Below are 24,364 nucleotides of genomic sequence, written 5' to 3' on the forward strand. Positions count from 1 at the left end.
ATGATTTAGTTGCATTCATAATTCTGTAACATTTAAAAGTCTGTGATAGCGAACCTGTTAACAGTTTTAAATGTTCAGTTGTTGTAAACGATTTCTATTGGTATAAAGTAGCGAAACCTGCTTGAACTAATCGTCGTGCTTTTTTAGGGAACTAGTAAACTTCCTTTTTAGAGTTGCGTCGATTTTTTGTGTTGTAGAGAAAAAGGAGTGGACATCATGGGGGAAACAAAAAGAGTAAAGAATCGCTGGTTAATTGCATTAGCGGCTGTTGGAATTCATATTTCAATTGGGTCCGTATATGCTTGGAGTGTATTTACAAATCCAATCATGGAACAACTTGGTTGGGAGCTAAGTGCAGTATCACTTACATTTAGTATTGCCATCTTGTTTCTAGGTTTATCAGCAGCGTTTATGGGTCACTTTGTTGAAAAGTATGGTCCAAGAAAATCAGGATTGGTAGCAGCAACATTTTTTGGTATCGGCTTAGTTGGTGCTGGATTTGCCATTAATATTGAGTCAATTGGTCTTTTATATTTTACGTATGGAGCACTAGGAGGAATTGGTCTTGGTGTTGGGTACATAACACCTGTTTCAACACTTATTAAATGGTTCCCAGATCGTCGGGGTTTAGCAACTGGGCTTGCAATTATGGGCTTTGGATTTGCTTCAATGGTTGCAAGTCCGATCATGGCAAGCTTAATTGATTCAGTTGGAATTGCGAATACGTTCTTCACATTAGGGATTGCGTATTTTCTCATTATGTTAGCATCTGCGCTTTACATTGAGCGCCCACCTGCTGGATATATGGAAGGTGTTCAAAGCACTGGAAAGAAAGTTTCGACAGATCTTGCACAGCTTACAGCGAACGAAGCGGTGAAGACAAGAAGATTTTGGTATTTGTGGATTATGCTCTTTATTAATGTAACTTGTGGGATTGCGATTTTGGCTGTTGCCTCACCGATGGCACAGGAAATAGCTGGACTTTCAGCAGCAGCAGCAGCAACAATGGTTGGTGTAATGGGTGTATTTAATGGGTTAGGGAGAATTGGTTGGGCTTCGATATCTGATTATATGGGTAGAGCGAACGTCTACACAGCATTCTTCGTTATTCAAATTGTGACATTCTTTACTCTTCCAAGTATTACTCACGCAATTATGTTCCAATTAGTTTTATTCTTAATTATGACTTGTTATGGTGGAGGATTTGCTTCTATTCCAGCTTACATTGGAGATTTATTCGGAACAAAACAACTTGGAGCCATTCATGGATACATGCTAACAGCTTGGGCTGCTGCTGGTTTAGTTGGACCAATCCTAGCATCTTGGATCCGTGAAACAACAGATAGCTATGCTGGTACGCTTTACATCTTTGGGATTATGTTTATCGTTGCATTAATTGTTTCGTTAGTGGTTCGCATTGATATTAAGCAATTAAAGGAAAAACAAGAAATAAAAGACTTAGCTAGTTAACCTATTTGACTTTTGAACGTACTCGAACTACTCTTTTAGTAAGAAAGAGTAAATGAGGGTATGTAAAATGAACAAATATGAAGCGGAATTCAGTAATCTAGTACGTTCCTTTCGTAAAAAACATATGGGAAAAGGCCCAAGCAAAATTAATACAACGTTTTGCAAGAAATGGGCGATATGTGAGATGGAAGGGAACCTATCCCCTGTTGAAAAGTTTATCGCAACTGCAGACGAGGGGAAGCAGATGCTAAAAGCTGCTAGAACCGAAATGGTTAAAGATATGTATCGGAAAAATCCACCTGCAGAAATGGAAGAGTTCTTGCAGTGTAAGTTTCTAGACTTATTTGTAGATATTGATATCGAGAAAGATTTTGGGATTTCAATCTTTGTATTTGATGAAGATATTGAAAAGAAATTCTCAAATAAGTAAGTAGTAGTGATAGTGAAAATAACTTTATAACTGGTTTGGCACTTAGTAGCGATCCTGCAAAAGACTTAACCACCGTTTCTTTCCTAAAAATTAGGGCAGTACGGTGGTTTTTTTCTTGAAATAGCCATACAGATAAAACAGATAAAATAATAAGAGATTTTTGGGGAGTGATTTATTGTGGGGAAAACAAAACATCAGGGACCTATTAAAGCAACGAAAGTACCTCAGCCAAAACATTGGGTAAGTCCAATTCCATTTGGTTTAGGAAAAGTAAAGCCTAAACATATTCGCGATACTATGAAAATTGCTTGGGATAACAAGGATAATCTAGGCTATGCAACACGTATTTTAACAAAAGGTGTGTGTGATGGCTGTGCCTTGGGTGTATCAGGCCTACAAGACCAAACATTAAAAGGCCCTCACATGTGTACGACAAGATTAAATGTGCTACGTCTCAATACAGCACCGGCAATAAAAGAAGAGATTCTTCATGCAGATATTGATGAACTACGAAAATATGATAGTACGGATCTAAGAAAATTAGGACGTATCCCTTACCCTCTTATTCGCCGAAAAGGAGAAAGAAGGTTCTCACGTTTAACTTGGGATGAGGCAATGGACATGATTGCTGATAAAATGAAGCAATTAGATCCAAGACAATATGCGTTTTACCTTACTTCAAGAGGAATTACAAACGAATCCTATTATGTTGCAGCTAAAGTGGCTCGATACTTAGGAGCGAACAATATTGATAATGCCAGTCGTATTTGTCACTCACCGAGTAAAACGGCGTTAAAACGTTCAATCGGAGTTGGTGCGTCTACATGTAACTATCAAGATTGGTTTGGTGCAGACGTGCTATTGTTTTGGGGGAGTGTTGCTTCAAACGCATCGCCAGTCTCAACAAAGTATATGTTAGAAGCTAAGAAACGTGGAGCCAAGATCATCGTTATTAATCCTTATAAAGAGCCAGCAATGGATAAGTATTGGGTACCTTCTAATGCTGAATCTGCATTGTTTGGAACGAAGGTTGCTGATGATTTTTATCAAGTGAATATTGGTGGAGATATTGCCTTTATGCACGGAATCATGAAGCATTGGTTCGACATGGAAGCAAAAGAGCATGGATCAGCAATCAATCACGAGTTTGTAAATGAGCATGTTAATGACTTGGAAGACTTAAAAGCGCATGTTGAGTCTCAATCTTGGGATGAAATTGTTAAGTCTTCAGGTATTACGAAAGAGAGAATTATAGAGTTATCGGAGCTTATAGCGAACAGTAAAAATGCTGTCTATGCGTGGGCATTAGGGTTAACAATGCATGCATTTGCATCTGATAACATTTCACAAGTAGCAAACCTTGCTCTTCTTCGTGGTCACCTAGGACGTAAATATAACGGATTAATGCCATTCCGTGGTCACTCTTCTGTACAAGGTTCTGGTGAGATGGGTGCCGATCCATTCGTTTTACCTGGTGGTGATTTCGTAGAAGATAATATTAAGCGCATGGAAGAAGTTTGGGGATTCGATATTCCTAAATGGCAAGGAGACGTTGTTGGGGTAACCTTAGAAAACATTGTTCTTCCAGAAGACCACGAGCGTAAAATTAAGCTCTATTATATGTCAGGAGGTAATTTCCTTGAGACGATGCCTGACCCTGACTTTATTGAAAAAGCTTTATCTGAATTAGAAATTCGCGTTCATCAAGATATTATTTTGAATACGTCAACTTTAGTTGATGCTAAGGAAGCTGTCATCGTTCTTCCTGCGAAAACTCGTTATGAGCAAGATGGTGGTGGTACCTCGACTTCTACAGAGCGGATGGTATACTACTCTCCTGAAATAGAAGGAAATAAAAATCGAATTGAAGAAGCTCGTTCAGAGTGGAAAATTTATGTGGATCTTGCAAAGAGAGTGAAGCCAGAAACTGCTCATTTAGTCGATTTCCAAACGGGTCAACAGATTCGTGATGAAATAGCAATTGCAAACCCTAATTATGATGGAGTTCAGCACTTGAAACAGCAAGGTGATGTATTCCAATGGGGTGGTGCGTGGCTTTGTGAAGATGGGATTTGCCCAACTCCAGACGGAAAAGGAACCCTCATTTCTGTTGATATACCAGACTTAGGGAAGAAGGAAGGCAATTTTGTCCTGACAACTCGTCGTGGAAAGCAATTTAACTCTATGGTTTATAAAGAAACAGACCCATTTAACAATTCAGAGCGTTACGATGTATTAATTAGTGCAGAAGATGCGCATGAGTTAAGCATTGCTGATGGTGAAGGAGTTGTGATCCACAACGATTTTGGTGTATTCCAAGGAAAAGCCAAATATGCTGACATCACAAAAGGGAATTTAGGTGTTCATTTCCCAGAAGGAAACTTCTTATTACCAAAAGGGCGCTACGAAAAACTTGCGAAAATTCCTGATTATAATGTCACTGTTAAAGTAGAGAAAGCGGATCGTTATAATGCAAGAAAAGATACAAAATATTTGGAAAAGAAGATTGATGACTTAGAAATGACGGTTGGATAATAAAAAAACGAGGATGTCTGCTACGCGCCTTGAGAGAAGAAATCTACTTCTCTCAAGGCGTTTTAATAGTTGTAGCGATGTCACTTATTGCGTCAAAGGTGTGCCAAAAGGTCTAACTTGACCTTTTGGCACACCTTTGTTTTTTAGTTATAATATCTAGAAAAGGATAGTATTACTGTGTTGAAAGTGAACAAACTTCGCTTTATAATGGTTGGAAAAAAGCAGTAAAAGCTGCTCAAGTTTTTAAATAAGTATTGAAAATAATGACAAAAAATGTATAATGTAAGTAAGTTAATAAATTGCTCTCGGGATTAGAAAAAGACTACAACGCTCAAATTTGCTTTCTAGCTGATTAGGGGTGTTGTGGTCTTTTTTTCGCTATAGCAGGTTGCTGTTCTCTTTTTACTTTTTCTACATACTTCTAGGAAAAAGGGGAGATAAAGTTGATGACTTTTTCAAGTGAAAATCGACAAGCGATCTTAGAAAATATGAGCAAAAGACCTTTAGACTTACTCGTAATCGGTGGAGGAATTACAGGTGCTGGCATAGCTCTAGATGCTCAAGTAAGAGGGATAGATACTGGTTTAATCGAAATGCAGGATTTTGCTGCAGGAACTTCGAGTCGATCTACAAAGCTCGTTCATGGTGGTCTTCGTTACTTGAAACAATTGGAGATGTTACTTGTAGCAGAGGTTGGAAAAGAACGTGCAATTGTTTATGAGAATGCTCCACATGTTACGACACCAGAGCCAATGCTACTACCACTGATAAAAGGCGGTACCTTTGGCAAACTAACAACATCAACTGGTCTAAAGCTCTATGATTTCTTAGCTGGTGTTAAGAAACAAGAACGCCGAAAAATGCTCAATAAAAGCGAAGTATTAATGAAAGAGCCCCTTATCCGAAAAAACGACTTATTGGGTGGAGGGATCTATGTAGAATATCGAACAGATGATGCTCGTTTAACATTAGAAGTTATAAAAAAGGCGGTTGCTAGGGGCGCAAAGGCAACCAATTATACGAAGGCTGAACGGTTCATTTATGAGAACGGGAAAATGGTCGCTGTTCAAGTTAAGGATATGTTATCTGGGGGGAAATATACGATTTACGCAAAGAAAATTGTTAACGCAACTGGACCGTGGGTCGATACAATTCGTGAAAAGGACAATTCAAAAAAGGGAAAGTATTTACATCTTACAAAAGGAGTTCATTTTGTCATTGACCAAACTAGGTTTCCGTTAAAGCAAGCCGTATACTTTGACACTGGAATGGATGGAAGAATGATTTTCGCTATTCCTCGTAACGGAAAGACTTATGTAGGGACGACAGATACTGTATACAATGAAGGTCTGATGCACCCACGAGTGACAAAAAAGGATCAGGATTACATGATTCGTGCCATTCAATATATGTTTCCAGCTGTAAACGTTACTGCAGAAGATATTGAGTCTAGTTGGGCAGGGTTGCGTCCGTTAATTCATGAAGAAGGAAAAAGTGTAACTGAAATTTCAAGAAAAGATGAGATTTTCTTCTCGAAGACTGGATTAATCTCTATTGCCGGAGGAAAACTTACTGGGTACCGTAAAATGGCCGAAAGAGTTGTGGATATAGTCGCAAAGGAATTAGGAAATTATCGCCCATGTCAAACAGCTGAAATTCCTTTATCTGGAGGAGATGTTGGTGGATCAGATAAGTTTTTTGACTTCTTAGAAAAGAAAACAAAAGAAGGAATAAGTCTTGGTTTAAGTAAAAGCGAAGCGCAACAGGTTGTTAAGTTGTATGGTTCCAATATTGACCAAATTTATAAACGCTTGCATGATAGTGAGGGGGCACGAGACTGCTCTATTCCATCACTGCTATTAGCACAACTTCAATATGGAATTGAAAAAGAGATGGTAGCAACTCCTATTGACTTCTTTAATCGCCGAACGAGTAAGTTATATTTTCAGATTGATCGGGTAGTAAAATGGAAAGAACCCGTTACTTCCTATATGGCAAAGAGGTTTAACTGGTCGAGAGAAGAGAAGGAATATCATATTTCTACCCTTGAAACGGAACTTTATTATGCTCGATTTCCAGCAGATGACAAAGATAATGGCAATAGAGTTAGCTAAGAATAAGTTTAGGTGAATTAATTTATAGCCTAGTGGCGAAATGATATAATATGGAGATATTGGGAAATGGAGGTCTATTATGTTAAATAAAAAGCTTAAAGAAGCGTTAAACGATCAAATGAATTTTGAATTTTACACGGCTCATTCCTATTTAGCAATGGCAGCTTACTGTTCTGATGAAAGCTTAGATGGGTTTGCAAACTTTTTTCTTGTTCAGGCTGAGGAAGAACGGTTTCATGCAATGAAATTTTATAATTTCCTTAACTCATTAGGTGCTAGAGCAACAATTCATAAGTTGAAGGAGCCTAATAATACGTTTACATCAGTGTTAGACGTGTTTGAAAAAGCATTAGAGCAAGAAAAAGAAGTAACAAAGAAAATTTACCATTTATCAGATTTAGCATTAGATGAACGTGAGCACGCTACGATGACATTTTTGAAGTGGTTTATCGAGGAGCAAGTAGAAGAAGAAGATATGTTTGATAGTATTATTCAGAAACTGAAACGTATTGATAATGATAGCAATGCTTTCTTTATGTTAGACGAAGAATTTTCTAAACGTACATTCACGCCTGCAACTGAATAAGTACATGATTAATCCTCTTTAGAAGAAAAATATCCCTCTGGTTCATGAACAGAGGGACTTCTTCTTATTTTAGGAATGAACGCAGCATCCAGTTATGTTTTTCAAGAGATTGGTGGATCGCAAGAAGCATATCTGCAGTTGTTTCATCTCCTAATGAATCAGCTGCTTCCATTCCTTCTTTTAGCTCATCAATTAAAGTGTCAAAATCATTTACAAGTTCACCGACCATCGATTCAGCATCTTGACTTCCAGAAGCTTCTTTAATAGATGCTGTTTCAAGAAACTCACTCATTGTCGCAACAGGTTGTCCCTTTAAAGCAAGAAGTCGTTCTGCTAATTCATCAATATGCAACGAAGCTTCATTGTACAGCTCTTCAAATTTGTCGTGTAGTGTGAAAAATGCAGGACCTTTCACATACCAATGATAGTTATGAAGCTTAATGAATAGAACACTCCAGTTTGCAATTTGTTTGTTTAAGATTGTAGATACTTTTTCCTGACTCATATAAATAACCTCCTTAAAATACCTTCACTTTACTATTACCCATTCTTTCCATATTATAAACTAAAATTATCATTAATTAGTTACAACTTGATGACAAAAATTTCCTCCATGGATTTGGGTAAACATATTTCCAGCTGCTTGTAGTAATTTATCTGCTTCTTCTATTTCCATAGATGGACGCAAATAAAAAAGGTGAAGAGCAGACGTTGTGTCTTTCGTGACACTCGTTCTCTTTGAATCGACAATGGGACTGCCAAATGCACCAATTTTATCAACACTTACGATCTTGCCACTCATTTTATTTAGACGACCGTTAACGCCTTCATAGGAATCGGCTTCATCGCCCTGTTTTACCGTAACATCGCCTGAGACTCGATCTAAATCATAGATACCTAAAGGGATTACGTATTCTAATGAGAAGAACGTATTCAAATCAACAGCTGAATGAATAAGAGGCAAGGGCTGTTTTTTCTTTATACGGCGATAAAGGGCTTCATGAGAAGGACGGTATCTTCCAGGATCAATTTTTAGTGACTTAAACGTTTGACGCCACTCAGAAATTCCTTTAAAATCAGTTAACTCCGTCGATTCTAGTTCGACTTTCAGCGTTTCTTGAAAAAACTGTAATCGGCCTTTTAACATTTGAGGTGAATCGCTAATCACGATATTATTATATTGGATTATCCCCATTTTAAAGGTAGGAACGATAGATGAAACGGATTCATCAATTAAAACATTGATCATAGGTGCTTTCCTCCCGCTACTTTTGGTTTCATTGTAGCATATTGGTAGGAAATGATTGAAGAAAGGTGATCGACCATGACACTTGCCCAATTAAAGGATGAGCTCATTGCATATAGTAAAACAATAGGAGTCGACAAAATTGGATTTGCTTCAGCAGACCCCTTTTTGCAATTAAAAGATCGACTTCTAACACAACAAAAACTTGGGTATCAGTCAGGGTTTGAGGAGTCTGATATAGAGAAGCGTGTCCAGCCTGAGAAACTACTACAAGGCGCTAGAACAATTATCTCGATAGCGTTAGCATACCCTTCTAAAATGAACAATCCTCCTAAGAATACACGTGAAGATCGGAGAGGGATCTTTTGTAGAGCATCTTGGGGCAGAGACTATCATGATGTTTTGCGAGAGAGGTTAAAAAAGATTGAGCATTTTTTACAGGAGAGAGTAGAAGGAGCTAGAACGGTTTCAATGGTTGATACAGGAGAGCTCTCAGATCGGGCGGTGGCAGAACGAGCAGGGATAGGATGGAGTGGGAAAAATTGCGCGATCATTACACCGGAATTTGGAAGTTATGTTTATCTAGGAGAACTAGTAACGACGATTTCATTTGAACCGGATAGTCCAATTACCGAGCAGTGTGGGACTTGTAATAAATGTGTTGATGCTTGTCCAACAGGGGCCTTGATTCAAGGTGGGCAATTAGATTCTCAAAAGTGTATAGCCTATTTAACACAAACGAAGGACTTTCTTCCTGAACAATATCGTAAGAAAATCGGTAATCGCCTTTACGGATGTGATACATGTCAGCAAGTTTGTCCAGAAAATAAAGGTAAGGACTTTCACATTCATCCAGAGATGGAAGCAGAGCCAGAAATAGCGAAACCGAAATTAATTCCATTGCTTACAATAAGTAATCGTGAATTTAAAGAGAAGTTTGGTCATATATCTGGTTCTTGGAGAGGAAAGAAACCAATACAAAGAAATGCGATTATAGCTCTGGCCCATTTTAAAGATCAGAAGGCATTACCAGTACTAACAGATTTAGTTGAAAATGATCCTCGCCCTGTCATTAGAGGAACAGCGGCTTGGGCAATTGGTGAAATAGGTCGCTTAGAAGAGATAGATACGTTAAATAAAGCGAAAAATAAAGAAAATGATGAAAAAGTTCTTCAAGAAATTGAAAAAGGGCTGAAATTGATTAAAAATAAACATTGATAAACAAGCGAAACTTGTTTATGTAATGTAAGATAAGGAAAAGATTGGACATTGGAAGGAAGGGATTATATGACAACGCAATTAATAAACTATGTCGATGAAATGAATAGTCCCCTTGGCCCCCTGACGATTGTTGCTACAGAAAAAGGTGTATGCCACATATGTTTTGGAGAATTATCAAAATGTATGGCTGCCCTAAAAGCTTGGTTAAAAAAACAAGGACGCAACGATGAAGTTGTTCGTTGTAAGGAAACCTTGAAACCGGTGTGCGAGCAACTAGATGAATATTTTAAAGGTAAACGTGATACATTTGACGTAACACTGGATTTATGTGGAACAGAATTTCAAAAGAAAGTATGGAATACACTAAAAGAAATTGAATACGGAAAAACGAACTCTTATAAAGAAATCGCGCAGAAAATTGGTGCACCAAAAGCTGTTCGGGCTATTGGAGGTGCAAATAACCAAAACCCAATCCCGATCATTATCCCATGTCATCGTGTTATCGGAAGCAATGGAAATATGGTTGGATATGGGGGAGGTTTAGAAAAGAAAGAGCTCCTTTTAAGTCTAGAGGGAGCAATTGAACAAATATCGTAAGAAGATGACTCAAGGTCCAAAGTAGACCTGGAGTCTTTTTTTTTGAACGGATCATATAACAATACAGCATTTATGGTATCCAGAGTTGTAACATCTGCTTTTCGTTTTTTTGTATCACATAACATCATAAACAAGCCAGTGGGCATAAGTTGTTAATTAGAGAGGAGAGTGAAAGATGAGAGATTCGTATGTAAAACAATTGCACGAGTTAATTGAGAGAAGAAATAGCCTATATGTCCAGGACTTAAGAGGAGAGGAGGGTGCAGATGAAATAATTCAACAGAAGCTTAGGATGAATCAAGAAAGGGGAGCAGAGATAGTTCGTGCTTATGTAGAAGGGGATATAATTGGGTCCATTCAGGATAATGACAAACAACACATTGATTATCGGCAACAGTGTGAATATTTAATTCACTTAAAAGACCAAGTTTATCTTGAGGAACAAATTGAACATAGGAGGGCTACTTTTGTTAATGATGAATTGGTAGAAGATATCGTCCTTGAGCCCAAAGAGGAGGAAGGAGAGCCAAAATCATATGATGAATATGAAGTAAGAAACGATGAGATAGAAAATAACCGTTCTTACAATCGTCGTGAAGCTGTTCGATATGCTGAAAGATGGTGGGATGATTATAATCCGAAATATAGAAAATTCACGGATAATTGCACAAATTTTATATCTCAATGTTTGCAAGCAGGTGGAGCACAAATGAGAGGTTACCCAGACCGTTCAAATGGTTGGTGGTTTCGTTCCGATAACTGGAGTTATAGTTGGTCTGTTGCTCACGCACTTAGGTGGCATTTAAGTGGTTCTAATCAAGGTTTAAGAGGGGAAGAGAGAGACAGTGCTACTGAACTTGAACCGGGCGATATCATTTGTTACGACTTTAATGGAGACGGAAGGTGGCAGCATACAACCATTGTAGTAGATAAAGATGCTAATGGAGAACCACTTGTGAATGCTCAAACGACGAATAGTAGGATGCGCTTTTGGAAGTATGAAGATTCTACTGCATGGACTCCTAATATTAAATATAAGTTTTTTCATATTATTACTTAAGTGGAATGTGAAGAGGTTAGCTCGAATTGGCTTGAACCTGGTTTATAAGCAGAAATTTCATCTTCCAGGGGAGTAAAAGCTTACTTTTGAGCTAATCTCCAAATCAACAAAAGGAAGTCTACAGGTTCATTATCTATTGATCATTTCTTCTTTTATTAACAGGTGGTATAATGGATTTTGTCGAGTTAAAAAAGAAGAAATAGAGGTGTATGCACGTGGGGTTACATATCGTGCTTTATCAACCAGAAATACCAGCAAATACAGGGAATATTGCAAGAACGTGTGCAGGTACGAATACGACATTGCATTTAATCCGTCCATTGGGCTTTTCAACAGATGATAAGATGCTTAAACGTGCAGGCTGTGATTACTGGCCAAGTGTTTCCATTAAGTATTATGATTCGATGGACGAGTTATTTGAGAAGTATCCAAAGGGTGCTTTTTACTTTATTGAAACAGTAGGCACAAAAAACTATAGTGAGTTTGATTACTCAAATGAGGAAATTGATCATTTCTTTGTGTTTGGTAGGGAAACAACAGGTTTGCCAGCGAGCATTATTGAAGAGAATAAAGAAAAATGTTTTCGCATCCCTCAGACAGATAAAATACGGTCGCTCAATTTATCCAATACAGCAGCCATTGTAATTTATGAAGCAATTCGACAACAGGGTTTTAAAGACTTAACGTAAGGCTATTTTCGTAAAGATTGTTGCTATTAGAAAGTTTTTACTCGTAGTGAAATGAAGCGGAAGTCGCTCGACTCCTGTGGGATTTAGAGGTAGGGGCGAGACCCCACAGGCGCACCGAGAGGCTCGGCACCTCTCCACGGAAAGCGAGTGACTGGAGCGAAATGGAACGAACATGTGAAAACAACAAAGTATGCGAGTCAGCCTAACGTAAAGACGGTAGAGGGAAAAAAATCGACCACTCTCCGGAAGAGACTGGTCGATTTTTTAGTAAATTAGTTTTTGTGTGGATTATCTTCATAGCCAGCAGTGAAAATAGCTGCTAAGAAAACAATACTAACACCAAGGATGAGCAAAGTACCCATGTCAATTTCCTCCTTGTACAATTCATAAGTTCATTATAAAGCAATTTAACGTAGAAAGAAATGAAAGATACATGAAAGTGTTTAAAATTTAATTAAACTTACGTTTGAAAGAAGGAGACGTCTCAGTTGTCAAACCGATACATCACTAGCCACTTTCCTCTTATTTCTATATTATTATTCAGTCTTGCATTTGCTATTTATGTTCAAGGGTATATTCTATCTGAGTTAGTGACTCTAGGAGTATATAGTGGAATGTTAGAGTTCATCTCTGAAAGTGGAATTAAACTTACGTTATTATTTTTACTACTATTATTTTTCTTCATGGTTTTTTCGGCTTTGAAATTAATTGCCGATACAACAATAGAACTTTCAATGCTTTTTTTCTCAAAAGACGAAGAAGGAAATGAGTTAAATAAAGTTAAAGCAGGATCCTGGATTTTCTTAATTGCTAGTGTGATAGCTGTTCTTCTTGCACAATACCTGATTGTTATAACAATTGTATTTGTATTGGCAAGCTTAGTATACTTCGTTTTTCTAGTATATAAGATTAGTGATACATTAAATATGTCGGGCCTTATAGGATTCGTCTTTTTCCAAGTTGTCTTTTGGAGCGCCTTCATATTAGCCATAGTGTTCGCACTGTTAAAACTATACAACAGCTTCATGGCAAGCTTGCCACTGTAAAAAAACATCCCCACCTGGTCTTGGTGGGGATGTTTTTTGAAGTAATCAGCCGCTTTTGCTGGTTACCGTCTTTTCCCCACCTGGTCCTTAGGCAATGTGCAGAGCCGTTACCCTTTTTTGAAAGCCTTGCTATGAGTGGGTTTCTCATAGCAAGGCGTGTAACGTGTGGAGCCATTGCGCTTCTTCGAGGTACTTTTAAAGCGTCCTCGGTCTTGGTGGGGATGTTTTTTTATCTCATAAGTTCACGCCAGATTTGCAAATGAGGTCTGTTATTATTTAAATGGGCTATAGATGAACGCTTATCTTTTCCAACCCAAACACCGGTTGTATACTCGTCTGTTAACCCGACAAACCACAAGTCATGGTAATCATTTGTCGTTCCCGTTTTTCCACCTGAGTATGACGCTGATATTTGAGCCCTTGTAGCTGTTCCACTATTGATAACTTCAGATAAAAGCTTACGCATCTTTTCATTTGTAGACGTGCTCCACACTTCTACTTCTTTTTCGTCCCAACTATATAAAATCGTTCCATCTGTATCGGTAACTTTTCGAATTCCTTTAGAAGGACGGTACATACCATCATTTCCAAAAGCCGTATAAGCACTCGTTAATTCAAGAGGGGTCATACCATAATAAAACCCACCTAAAGCACTCGACGGATGGTAATCATTTTCTTTATCAATGTGAGAAAATGAGAACTTATCAAGGTAAGAAAATGCTGTATCAATACCAACTCGATCCAATATACGAACAGCCGGTGTATTATAAGAATGTTTGAACGCCGATGTTAAGGAAACTGAACCATATTGTCCTCCTGCATAATTTTTTGGACAATAATTCCCTATACAAACGTTGTCAGCATTAATCGTACTTTGAATTGGAACATCAAGTTCTTCAAAATAAGGTGCATATGAAAGCAATGGTTTGATAGCTGAACCAGGTTGTCTTGGGTTTTGAAAGCCTCTATGGAAGTCAAACTTACTGTAATCTTTTCCACCTGTAAGAGCTATAATTTCGTGAGTTTTGTGATCAAGCATCACGGCTGATGCTTGTACATCTCCTGGCACGTGTCTATCAATGGTTTTAATAGCTAAGCTTTGTAAAAATGGGTCTAATGCTGTTTCAATATGAATGCCAGATTGTAGTAAGTGGTTTACTCTTTCCTGTAGTGTCCGTTCAATCTCCTTTTTTTCCTCACTTGATGTAGCCTTTGAAAGTTTTTGATTATACCCTTCACTCTCAGCGACTAACTCACTAAATTCAGAGTGAATATAGGTAACATAGTCAGGGTGTAAATCTGTTTTTCTTCTAACATTTAATTCAATGGATTCCTCAAGTGCCTCTTCGTATTGTTCTTTTGTTATATATGAGGCTTCTACCATTTTCGTTAGAATCCAATCTTTTCTTAACTTTGTCTGTTCACTATTTTTTAATGGATCATAGTGACTTGGGTTGTTCGGAACAGCACTTAAAAAGGCAACTTCCGAAAGGGTTAATCTTTCACTTGGTTTATTGAAATAATAGCGACTGGCAGCTTCTATTCCATACACGCCATTGCTAAAGTATATGGTGTTAATATACAACTCGATAATTTCTTCTTTCGTATAGGTTTTCTCAAGCTCATGGGCATATAAGATTTCACTTAATTTACGATTATATGTTTGGTCATGAGTTAAAAATAGGTTTCGAGCAACCTGCTGAGTCATCGTACTTGCCCCTTCTTCAATGCTTTCACTTTTTACATTTGAGTAAAGAGCTCTTCCAATTCCGATTAGGTCATACCCTTTATGCTCAAAGAATCGTTGATCCTCTGTAGCGATAAAAGCGTTAATGACCACATCTGGAATTTCCTCATATGGTAAGTAAATCCTGTTTTCATCACGGTATACTTCGCTGATGACGTCACCATTACGATCATAGATCATACTATTCTTTGAAAGATTGATTTCACTAATGTTAATATGCTCATTTAATACTTCAGACAATGATTTGACCTCTTGCACTTCTGCTGTTACTTCAACGATCAAGAAAGTAAAGACAATAAAGATAAGAGCAATTAAAATCCAACCAGTAATAGACTTCAACATAATTTTTACACACTCATTTCAGTTTATTCGCTATTAATTGTACCATCAAAAACCTATTTGTGGTGTTGGAAACAGTAGGGAAGCTAGAATAAGTCTTAGAGCCACTGAAAAAGGGAAAAAGGTCTTTTTCCCTTTTTCAGTGGCTCTTGAAGCCATGTGTGTAGCCGCCGTATTCTTTTAAGCTTTTTGAGCGAATTTCTCAAAAAGCGCACGGCGAGTGGAGCCATGGCCCTCCTGAATCTACCCGGGAGCTCTTTAGTCAGGAAAAAGAAAGCCCCGACTCCGCACATTGCTTAGATCAAACTCAAAAAGGTAAAAAACAACCTTTTTGAAAAAGGGGCAATGGCTTCGTCCGGAGCACGTAAGGTATGAGAAGTGCACTCATCCCTGACTAAAAAGAAAGCCCCGACTCGCACATTGCTTAGATCAAACTCAAAAAGGTAAAAATCAACCTTTTTGAGTTTGATCTAAATTCTGATGCATGTTCACTTTCTTTATTGCATATGGTTTATTAATCGCGCTCTTGAACACGAGGATGGAGGTACGATAATGAGTATATTAAAAAAAGTAGAACAGTTTAGAGAAGAGGAAGAACGTTTAAGATGGGAAGGTACATTTGCTGATTATTTAGAGTTGCTAAAGGAAAAGCCTTGGGTTGCACAAACAGCTCATTCCCGTGTATATAATATGATTAAAGATGCCGGTGTGGAAGAGGAAAACGGGAAAAAGGAGTATTCCTTTTTTAAGGATCAACTTTATGGTGTGGAAGAGTCGCTTGAAAAATTAGTTGAAGAATATTTCCACTCGGCAGCCAAAAGGCTTGATGTTAGAAAGAGAATTCTCTTACTCATGGGGCCTGTTAGTGGGGGGAAATCCACTTTAGTGACGATGCTAAAACGTGGTTTAGAACAATATTCAAGAACTGACAAGGGTGCGGTTTATGCTATTAAAGGTTGTCCAATGCATGAGGATCCACTTCACTTAATTCCTAGCCATTTACGAAAAGAATTTCAAGAAGAATACGGGATTAAAATTGAAGGGAATTTATCCCCATTAAACATGATGCGCGTGGAAGAAGAATATGGTGGAAGGATTGAAGATGTATTAGTTGAAAGAGTATTCTTTTCTGAAGATAAACGGACAGGAATTGGGACATTTAGTCCTTCTGATCCAAAATCACAAGATATCGCTGATTTGACTGGTAGTATTGACTTCTCTACGATTGCAGAGTATGGCTCTGAATCAGATCCGAGAGCGTACCGATTTGATGGAGAATTAAACAAAGCAAACCGTGGGATGATGGAGTTTCAGGAGATGCTCAAATGTGATGAGAAGTTCTTATGGCACTTACTTTCTCTCACGCAAGAAGGAAACTTTAAAGCAGGTAGGTTTGCATTAATCAGTGCGGATGAGTTAATTGTAGCTCATACCAATGAATCAGAGTATAAATCGTTTATTTCAAATAAAAAGAATGAGGCTCTACATTCCCGTATTATTGTAATGAAGGTTCCTTACAATTTAAAGGTGAGTGAAGAGGAACGAATTTATAAAAAAATGATTGAAGATAGTGATCTCTCTCATGTTCATATTGCTCCACACGCGTTAAAAGTTGCCGCAATTTTCACTATTTTAACAAGACTAAAAGAGCCGAATAAACAAGGCATTGATCTAGTTAAGAAGATGAGATTATATGATGGTGAGAACGTCGAAGGCTTTAATGCTCAAGACTTAGAAGAGTTAAAGCAAGAAGATCCAGATGAGGGTATGAGTGGTATTGACCCACGTTACGTCATCAATCGTATTTCTTCTGCAATTATTCGTAAGCAGCTAACATCTATTAATGCGTTAGATGTTTTACGGTCTATTAAAGAAGGATTGAGCGAGCATGCTTCGATTTCAAAAGAAGATCGTGAACGTTATATGGATTTTATTGCAGTAGCTAGAAAAGAATATGATGCGATTGCAAAGAAAGAAGTTCAAAAAGCATTTGTTTATTCCTATGATGAGTCCGCGAAGACGTTAATGGATAACTATTTAGACAATGTTGAGGCATATTGTAATAAAAATAAACTTCGCGATCCACTAACTGGTGAAGAGATGACACCAGATGAAAAGTTAATGCGCTCAATTGAAGAGCAAATTGGTATCTCTGAAAATGCTAAGAAAGCTTTCAGAGAAGAAATTTTGATTCGAATTTCTGCTTATGCTCGTAAAGGGAAGAAGTTTGATTACAATTCGCATGAGAGATTACGTGAAGCAATACAGAAAAAGTTATTTGCTGATTTAAAAGATATTGTTAAGATTACAACTTCAACCAAAACACCTGATGAGAATCAATTGAAGAAAGTAAATGAAGTAATAGCAAGATTAATTGATGAACATGGGTATAATTCAGTTTCAGCAAATGAATTGCTTCGCTATGTAGGAAGTCTGTTAAACAGATAATAGGAGCGAAAGTACTTTTAAAGTGTAACAAAGCTTTAATGACGCCGTTCGCTACGTGCCTTGAGAGAAGAAACTCACTTCTCTCAAGGTTTTTGTAGCGACAGTCCCCATTGCTTCATGAGGTGCCAAAATGAAGTGGTATAAAATGATTGCAAGAGTTTTCGAATCATAGGGGAATTTAAATTTAAAGAATCCTAGAATCTTTTCTGCTCTTTTGAGCAAGCATGAGTAAGGCTGAAGCCACATCCTCTACTTGTTAAAATGGCATTTCTTTGGTAAGTTAAAAGGAAAGAGCGAGTCGGGGGAAATAATGTGGAAAGAAACAATGATTGGTTGGAATGGGGAAAAGCATTTATAATAGCCATTGTTTTTGCTGCAATAATTCGAACGTTTGTGTTCACGAGTTATGAAGTTCAAGGGGAGTCTATGACACCTAGTGTGTACGATGGAGAGCGATTCATCGTAAATAAAATTGGTTATGGTTTTTCGGAACCGGAAAGATTTGACTTGGTTGTTTTTCATGCTACTGAAGAAGAAGATTACATAAAACGTATAATCGGTTTACCTGGGGATACAATTCACTACAGGGATGATGTGCTTTTTATTAACAATGAACCTGTTATTGAGCCTTTTTTAGAAGAGAGAGTAATGGAATACAATTGGGGGCCGTATACTAATGATTTTGCGATCCCTGAGGAAGTGCCAGAAGGTCATGTTTTTGTTTTAGGCGACAATCGACCAAATAGTTTAGATAGTCGTAGACTTGGGTTTATATCAGTTGAGCAAATTGTCGGAAAAGTTGATTTGCGCTTTTGGCCAATAAAAGAAGCAGGATTAATAAAATAGAGTAGTAGGGGGCTGTCTCAAAAGGTTACAAACCAACCTTTTGAGACAGCCCCTTTTGCTTGTCCACTTTTAAAAATAGTTAATTTGTCAGAATTTATTAGCAACTCTCCTCCCTGTCTGCATAGGATAAAGTAAGCCAGTTTTATTAAAGGCACCTTATCCACGCGGCTCGAGACCATTGTATGCTTCATTTTTTGAAAACGTGAAAAGAAATGAAAAGTTTTCTACGAAAAAGTAAATTTATGAATGATACAAAGGGAGGGGAATCACATGACGAAAAATAATCAACGTCAATTTGTCGTGTCACAAGAAAATTGGTCTCTTCATCGCAAAGGACATCAAGACCAACGACGTCATCAGGAAAAAGTCCAAGAAGCGATTAAAAAGAACTTACCTGATCTTGTTAGTGAAGAAAACATCGTTATGTCAAACGGTCGAGATGTGATTCGTATTCCAATCCGTTCTTTAGATGAATACAAAATTCGTTATAATTATGATAAAAATAAACATGTTGGCCAAGGCGAGGGCGACAGTAAAGTTGGGGATGTTGTAGCAAGGGATCCAAATGCTCAGAAACAACAAGGACCAGGAAAAGGAAGAGGTCCTGGCGACCAAGCTGGAGAGGATTATTCTGAAGCAGAAGTGTCGATCATGGAATTACAGGAGATGCTTTTTTCCGAGTTAGAGTTACCGAACCTACAAAAGAAAGAAGAAGATGAAATTAAGATTGAAGATATTGATTTTAATGATATTCGTAAAAAAGGCCTTATGGGTAATATTGATAAGAGAAGAACGATTTTATCTGCAATTAAACGAAATGCGCTAGAAGGTAGACCTGGATTAAACCCAATTTATAATGACGACCTTCGTTTTAAAACGTGGAATGAAGTGACCAAACCTGAGTCAAAAGCAGTCGTTATCGCGATGATGGATACAAGTGGGTCCATGGGGCGCTGGGAAAAGTATATGGCAAGAAGTTTCTTCTTTTGGATGACTCGTTTTCTAAGGACGAAATATGAAACAGTGGATATTGAATTTATTGCTCACCATACTGAAGCAAAGGTTGTTTCAGAGGAAGACTTTTTCAATAAAGGTGAGAGTGGTGGAACGATTTGTTCATCGGCTTACAGAAAAGCCCTAGAAGTGATTGATAATAAATATGATCCAAAACGATACAATATTTATCCGTTTCACTTCTCTGATGGAGATAACCTTACTTCTGACAATGCAAGATGTTTAAAGCTAGTTGAAAAATTAATGGATGTCTCAAGTATGTTTGGGTATGGAGAAGTCAATCAATATAGCCGTCATTCAACACTGATGAGTGCATATAAAAACATTGACGATATTCGCTTCCGTTACCATATTTTAAAGGAAAAAGGTGATGTATATCACGCGATGAAAACATTCTTTAAAAAAGAGGAAGAGGAAGCTCTGGCTTAACTAATCTAATAAACTCCCTAATAGATTGTAGTAAAACTTTCTATTAGGGAGTTTATTTGTGTCTTGGAGTCTTATATAAAAGAAATTTTTCTAAGAGGCTTAAGTAATGTTATAATCATATAGAAAAGTAAAATTATTCAGAACTTTATGTTAGAGGTGAAACAAGTGAAGGTCAGCAGGAGTGAGCGAAATTCTATTTTACTGGCAATGGCAGGCATTCTTCTATTTTTCACAATAGTCTTTTCTGGTGTACCAACCAACTCTTATAATCTTACTAATCATTTATTTATCCATACGGTCTTGGAGTTTCTAAGCATCGCGGTTTCATTTTCCATTTTTATCTATGGTTGGTTAACTTTCCCTCATACTAAATCGAGGTTATTACTTCTCATTTCGTTTACCTTCTTAACAGTAGGTTATTTTGATTTGTTGCATACATTGCTCCATCCTGGGATGCCCTTCTTTATAAATTCAGGACATCAAATAATGACGTGGTTTTGGGTGTTAGCTAGGATGACTGAAGTGGTAGTATTTATGGTAGGTGTATTTTTCTTAAGTACAACCTCACTAATACAAAACAAGGATGAAAAATTCTATTGGATGATTGGTTTTGCTAGTTTCACAGCTGTCATTACATACTTTGTTATTCAATACGTGAACCAATTCCCCATTTTACTTAGTGGAACAGGTCCTACTTTGTTAAAGAATTCATTTGAATACATTGTCGTTATACTTCATACGATTGCGATTATTTTACTGTGGAAAAAGTATAGAAAGGAAAGTAGCCAATTTTATCTTAATTTAATGCTTGCGTGTGTCTTCTTAATATTGTGTGGACTAACTGTCACGCTTTATAGCTCAGTATTTGACTTAACCGTTATTATTGCTCATGTCTTTAAAGTGGTAGGTTACTTTTTTATTTTGAAAGCGTTCTATTATGTGAATATACAATTACCATTTGAAAATAAAAAACAGACTGAAGAAAAGCTATTAGACATCGAAAGTGAACTTGAGCTTCTTTTTACTAATACTGATGATGCCATCTTTATTTATGAATTGAATACAAAAGATATTATTCGTCGTAACCCTGCATTTACTAGGATGTTTGGTTATGAGGTTGATAAACCGTTAAACGTTGACTTTTTGATACCGGATGATAAAAAAGAAGAGTTCTCATTCATAAGAAAAGAATTAAAAGAGGGACGTTCAGTCGTTGACTTTGAGACGACTCGGCAAAGGAGAGATCACAGCAAAATAGGTGTCAGCATGACGGTTTCACCAATGGAAAATAATGATGGAACGGTTCTATGTGCCGCTATTATCCGAGATATCTCTGAAAAAGTTGAATCAGAAAAAGAACTTTACCGTGCCAAAAAGGAAATACAAGAAATACTGGAACAATATAATGGGTTAATATTTAAATTTAAAAAGGAGAACAATCTATTTGTTTATACACTGTTAAATGGAAAAATGCTCTATGAGTCTGGTATATCTCCAAAACGAGGAATAGGGAAGCCGGTACAAAAACTATATAATACGATGCAATGTGAGTTACTAGATCACCATCATGAAAGAGCTTGGAGAGGAGAAGAGGTTGAATTTCAATATGAAGGAAATGATGGGTCCTTTTTTCTAGTTTCCTTAAAGCCAATTATAAATAATGGGGAAACGACTGAAGTTCTGGGATCGGTTGTTGATATTACGAAGTTGATTGAGACTGAAGAATTATTAAGAAGAACAGAAAAGTTATCGGTTGTAGGTGAACTTGCAGCAGGGTTTGCGCATGAGATTCGAAATCCACTCACAACCATTAAGGGATTTCTCCAATTACTCCAGATGGATGCTGACGACAAGAAGCAAGACTATATCAAGATCATGCTTAATGAAATCGATCGTCTTGAAATGATTACAAATGAATTTATGGTGGTAGCTAAACCACAAGCAACTACTTATCAAATGGAAGACATACAAGCAATCACTGACGGAGTGAATCAATTCTTGCAGCCTCAATCGATATTGAATGATGTTGAAATGGTAACGGTAGTAAATGGAGTATTACCGGATGTGTATTGTGATAAACACCAATTACGACAAGTATTTATTAACATCTACAAAAACGCCATGGAGGCAATGCAGAATGGAGGGACAATTACTACGGAGTTATCGGCCCATGAAAAATATGTATCGATATCGATAACTGATGAAGGTAATGGTATTCCAGAAGAATTGATCCCAAAATTAGGAGAGCCTTTTTACACCTTAAAAGAAAAAGGGACTGGACTAGGGCTGATGGTGAGTAAAAAGATTATTGAGTCACATAAAGGAATTCTACATATAGAAAGTGAAACGAATGTTGGAACAGTCATGACAATTAGACTGCCTGTCAATTTTTCAGAAGAACAATAGTTGTCAATTTTCAAACGAAGAAATAGGGAAACTGTCTATCTGTGACTAAGAATCATTTTATGTTACGTGCATATAAATAAGTAAAGATAACTACCTCACTATTATGTGGGGTAGTTTAATTTATGTAAAAAACCCCTATTTTTTAATAAGTGATTTAGATGCTCGTGGAGAATGGATGGGATCAGCATCTTTTTTTAGGCAGCTTTGAAAAAGTAAGAGAGGAGAATGTTTATGTTCATACACAAGTGCTCAAAAAACTTCTTTCTCTATTTATCAAAAAATAAAATTCTAAACAAAACTGCAAAAAGGTGGGGCCTGAAGCTAGGGGCGCAACAAGTAGTAGCGGGAGAGACCGTTGAAAGTGTCATGGAGGTTGTAAAAAGCCTTAATGATAGAGGGTTAGTATGTACAGTCGATCATTTAGGCGAATTTGTTCAAAATGAAAAAGAGGCAATAGAATCTACCAATATATGTATTGAAACGCTAGACGCAATTTCAGCAAAGGGGGCAAATTGTAATCTTTCTTTGAAACTAACGCAACTTGGTCTCGATATTGACCAAAACTTCTGTTTGGAAAATATGGAACAAATTCTTAAAGTCGCTAAACAGACAAATACCTTTGTCAGGATTGATATGGAAGATTACGCTCATTATTATCAAACTTTAAAGATATTAAAAGAATTACGGAAGAACTATGATAATGTTGGTACAGTTATTCAAGCCTATTTATATAGCGCCAAGAAAGATTTAGAGAATTTAAAAGATATCCCCTTGCGCTTAGTAAAAGGTGCATACAAAGAGTCGCCTGAAGTCGCGTATCAAGAGAAAGACAAGATCGATGCAAATTATCTTGAAATAATAAAACAACATTTGTTAACTGGTAGTTACACTGCTATAGCCAGTCATGATCATCGAATTATAGAAGGAGTCAAGAAGTTTTGTAAACAACGTAATATTCCCAAGTCACAGTTTGAGTTTCAAATGCTATATGGTTTTCGTACAGAGATGCAAGATGAGATTGCCAAAGAGGGTTACACGATGAGAGTCTATGTACCTTTTGGAAGTGATTGGTACGGATACTTTATGAGACGGTTAGCAGAAAGGCCTCAAAATGTTTCCTTTGCACTTAAAGGATTTTTCTCGAAATAGTTTAGCAGTGGAGTAGTTGGAACTAGCAAGTAGTGTAACGTCTTTTGAAAGGGGTTTCATTATGGGGAAGGAAAAAACTGTTTCAATAATTGGAGTTCCTATGGACCTAGGCCAAATTCGCCGTGGAGTTGATATGGGTCCTAGTGCTATGAGGTATGCAGGCTTAATTGATGAAATTAACAGGCTAGGTTTTCATGTGAAAGATTACGGAGATATCCACATTAATCGATCCTCTAACGGCACAAATAGAGAGAAAAACTTACGGAATCTGCAAGAGGTTATAAAAGCCAGTGAAGAACTTTGTAGAGAGCTAAATGGAATCATTGAAAAAGGAGGATTTCCACTAGTTTTAGGTGGTGATCATAGCATTAGTATCGGTTCCATTGCAGGGATAAGCAAGTATTACAAAGAGCTTGGAGTAATTTGGTTTGATGCTCATGCTGATTTAAATACTGAAAATACGTCACCTTCTGGAAATATTCATGGTATGCCCCTTGCTATCAATCTCGGATTAGGACACAAGTTGTTAACAGGGATTGGTGGTTACCAACCAAAAATTAAATATGAGAATATCGTTATCATTGGAGCTAGGTCAATAGACGATGGCGAACGTGATTTAATAAAGGAAAAAGGTATAAAAGTATTTACGATGCATGAGATTGATCGTAAAGGAATGACAACAGTGATGGAAGAGGCAATAACTTATTTAGCTAATCGGACAGATGGAGTTCATTTAAGTTTTGATCTTGACTCAATTGATCCTAGTGATGCCCCAGGGGTTGGAACACCTGTTCTTGGTGGTGTTTCGTACCGGGAAAGTCACTTAGCAATGGAAATGTTAGCAGAAGCAAACATTGTAACTTCTGCAGAATTCGTTGAAGTGAACCCTATACTAGATAATAAAAATCAAACGGCCGATGTAGCAACAGAATTGATTGCCTCACTCTTAGGGAGAAAGCTTTTATAAATTAAGGATAATATCTAATAAAGGC

At 37.3% G+C, this 24,364-nt stretch carries 19 protein-coding genes; 16 read left to right on the forward strand and 3 right to left on the reverse strand.

The window, feature by feature from the left end; all coding sequences use genetic code 11:
• Positions 1–216: 216 nt before the first annotated feature.
• From AC1FXZ_RS11625 to AC1FXZ_RS11645, 5 genes are all read left to right on the forward strand, one after another.
• A complete protein-coding gene (locus AC1FXZ_RS11625; RefSeq protein ID WP_480053749.1) occupies positions 217–1,470 on the forward strand; it encodes an L-lactate MFS transporter in 1,254 nt (417 codons plus the stop codon).
• A 67-nt stretch (positions 1,471–1,537) separates the two neighbouring features.
• On the forward strand, positions 1,538–1,900 hold the full coding sequence (locus tag AC1FXZ_RS11630; protein WP_480053751.1) for a Na-translocating system protein MpsC family protein: 363 nt from the start codon (positions 1,538–1,540) through the stop codon (positions 1,898–1,900).
• A gap of 177 nt (positions 1,901–2,077) precedes the next feature.
• Positions 2,078–4,435 carry an FdhF/YdeP family oxidoreductase gene (locus AC1FXZ_RS11635; protein ID WP_480053753.1) on the forward strand — a complete coding sequence of 786 codons (2,358 nt, stop codon included), beginning with the start codon at positions 2,078–2,080 and terminating at the stop codon, positions 4,433–4,435.
• Between the two features lie 446 nt (positions 4,436–4,881).
• On the forward strand, positions 4,882–6,549 hold the full coding sequence (locus AC1FXZ_RS11640) for a glycerol-3-phosphate dehydrogenase/oxidase (RefSeq protein WP_480053755.1): 1,668 nt from the start codon (positions 4,882–4,884) through the stop codon (positions 6,547–6,549).
• Between the two features lie 79 nt (positions 6,550–6,628).
• Entirely contained in the window at positions 6,629–7,135 is a 507-nt protein-coding gene (locus tag AC1FXZ_RS11645) for a ferritin (protein ID WP_480053757.1), read from the forward strand.
• Between the two features lie 64 nt (positions 7,136–7,199).
• Here AC1FXZ_RS11645 and AC1FXZ_RS11650 read toward each other — a convergent pair whose 3' ends face one another.
• Together AC1FXZ_RS11650 and AC1FXZ_RS11655 are read right to left on the reverse strand one after the other, a co-directional pair.
• The gene (locus AC1FXZ_RS11650) at positions 7,200–7,640 is read right to left on the reverse strand and encodes a Dps family protein (RefSeq protein WP_480053759.1); all 441 of its coding nucleotides are present in this window, start codon (positions 7,638–7,640) and stop codon (positions 7,200–7,202) included.
• A gap of 72 nt (positions 7,641–7,712) precedes the next feature.
• Complete coding sequence (locus tag AC1FXZ_RS11655) at positions 7,713–8,384, reverse strand: B3/B4 domain-containing protein (RefSeq protein ID WP_480053761.1); 672 nt, start codon at positions 8,382–8,384, stop codon at positions 7,713–7,715.
• Between the two features lie 75 nt (positions 8,385–8,459).
• Between AC1FXZ_RS11655 and queG the strand changes: the two genes are divergently transcribed.
• The 5 genes from queG (at position 8,460) to AC1FXZ_RS11680 (ending at position 12,994) form a co-directional block, all read left to right on the forward strand.
• Positions 8,460–9,599 (forward strand): tRNA epoxyqueuosine(34) reductase QueG, encoded by a 1,140-nt coding sequence (gene queG, locus AC1FXZ_RS11660; RefSeq protein WP_480053763.1) that lies wholly within the window; start codon positions 8,460–8,462, stop codon positions 9,597–9,599.
• 69 nt (positions 9,600–9,668) lie between these two features.
• The gene (locus AC1FXZ_RS11665) at positions 9,669–10,199 is read left to right on the forward strand and encodes a methylated-DNA--[protein]-cysteine S-methyltransferase (protein ID WP_480053765.1); all 531 of its coding nucleotides are present in this window, start codon (positions 9,669–9,671) and stop codon (positions 10,197–10,199) included.
• A gap of 175 nt (positions 10,200–10,374) precedes the next feature.
• Positions 10,375–11,259, forward strand: a complete 885-nt coding sequence (locus tag AC1FXZ_RS11670) for an amidase domain-containing protein (protein ID WP_480053767.1) — start codon at positions 10,375–10,377, stop codon at positions 11,257–11,259.
• 215 nt (positions 11,260–11,474) lie between these two features.
• Positions 11,475–11,948, forward strand: a complete 474-nt coding sequence (trmL, locus tag AC1FXZ_RS11675; protein ID WP_480053769.1) for a tRNA (uridine(34)/cytosine(34)/5-carboxymethylaminomethyluridine(34)-2'-O)-methyltransferase TrmL — start codon at positions 11,475–11,477, stop codon at positions 11,946–11,948.
• A 488-nt stretch (positions 11,949–12,436) separates the two neighbouring features.
• Positions 12,437–12,994: a DUF5366 family protein gene (locus AC1FXZ_RS11680; RefSeq protein ID WP_480053771.1), complete on the forward strand. Its 558-nt coding sequence runs from the start codon at positions 12,437–12,439 to the stop codon at positions 12,992–12,994.
• Between the two features lie 229 nt (positions 12,995–13,223).
• Here AC1FXZ_RS11680 and AC1FXZ_RS11685 read toward each other — a convergent pair whose 3' ends face one another.
• Positions 13,224–15,083, reverse strand: coding sequence for a transglycosylase domain-containing protein (locus AC1FXZ_RS11685; RefSeq protein WP_480053773.1), 1,860 nt, complete (start codon positions 15,081–15,083; stop codon positions 13,224–13,226).
• Between the two features lie 549 nt (positions 15,084–15,632).
• Here AC1FXZ_RS11685 and AC1FXZ_RS11690 point away from each other — a divergent pair.
• The 6 genes from AC1FXZ_RS11690 to rocF all read left to right on the forward strand — a co-directional run bounded on the left by AC1FXZ_RS11690 (position 15,633) and on the right by rocF (position 24,339).
• The gene (locus tag AC1FXZ_RS11690; protein WP_480053775.1) at positions 15,633–17,528 is read left to right on the forward strand and encodes a PrkA family serine protein kinase; all 1,896 of its coding nucleotides are present in this window, start codon (positions 15,633–15,635) and stop codon (positions 17,526–17,528) included.
• A gap of 312 nt (positions 17,529–17,840) precedes the next feature.
• Positions 17,841–18,374, forward strand: coding sequence for a signal peptidase I (gene lepB, locus AC1FXZ_RS11695; protein WP_480053777.1), 534 nt, complete (start codon positions 17,841–17,843; stop codon positions 18,372–18,374).
• Between the two features lie 270 nt (positions 18,375–18,644).
• The gene (yhbH, locus tag AC1FXZ_RS11700; RefSeq protein ID WP_480053779.1) at positions 18,645–19,817 is read left to right on the forward strand and encodes a sporulation protein YhbH; all 1,173 of its coding nucleotides are present in this window, start codon (positions 18,645–18,647) and stop codon (positions 19,815–19,817) included.
• Positions 19,818–19,982: 165 nt separating this feature from the next.
• Entirely contained in the window at positions 19,983–22,223 is a 2,241-nt protein-coding gene (locus AC1FXZ_RS11705; protein ID WP_480053781.1) for an MASE3 domain-containing protein, read from the forward strand.
• Between the two features lie 231 nt (positions 22,224–22,454).
• Positions 22,455–23,372: a proline dehydrogenase family protein gene (locus tag AC1FXZ_RS11710; RefSeq protein ID WP_480053783.1), complete on the forward strand. Its 918-nt coding sequence runs from the start codon at positions 22,455–22,457 to the stop codon at positions 23,370–23,372.
• 61 nt (positions 23,373–23,433) lie between these two features.
• A complete protein-coding gene (gene rocF, locus AC1FXZ_RS11715; RefSeq protein ID WP_480053785.1) occupies positions 23,434–24,339 on the forward strand; it encodes an arginase in 906 nt (301 codons plus the stop codon).
• Positions 24,340–24,364 lie beyond the last annotated feature (25 nt).

It is taken from the genome of Halalkalibacter sp. HAAS-P014 (assembly GCF_056619965.1).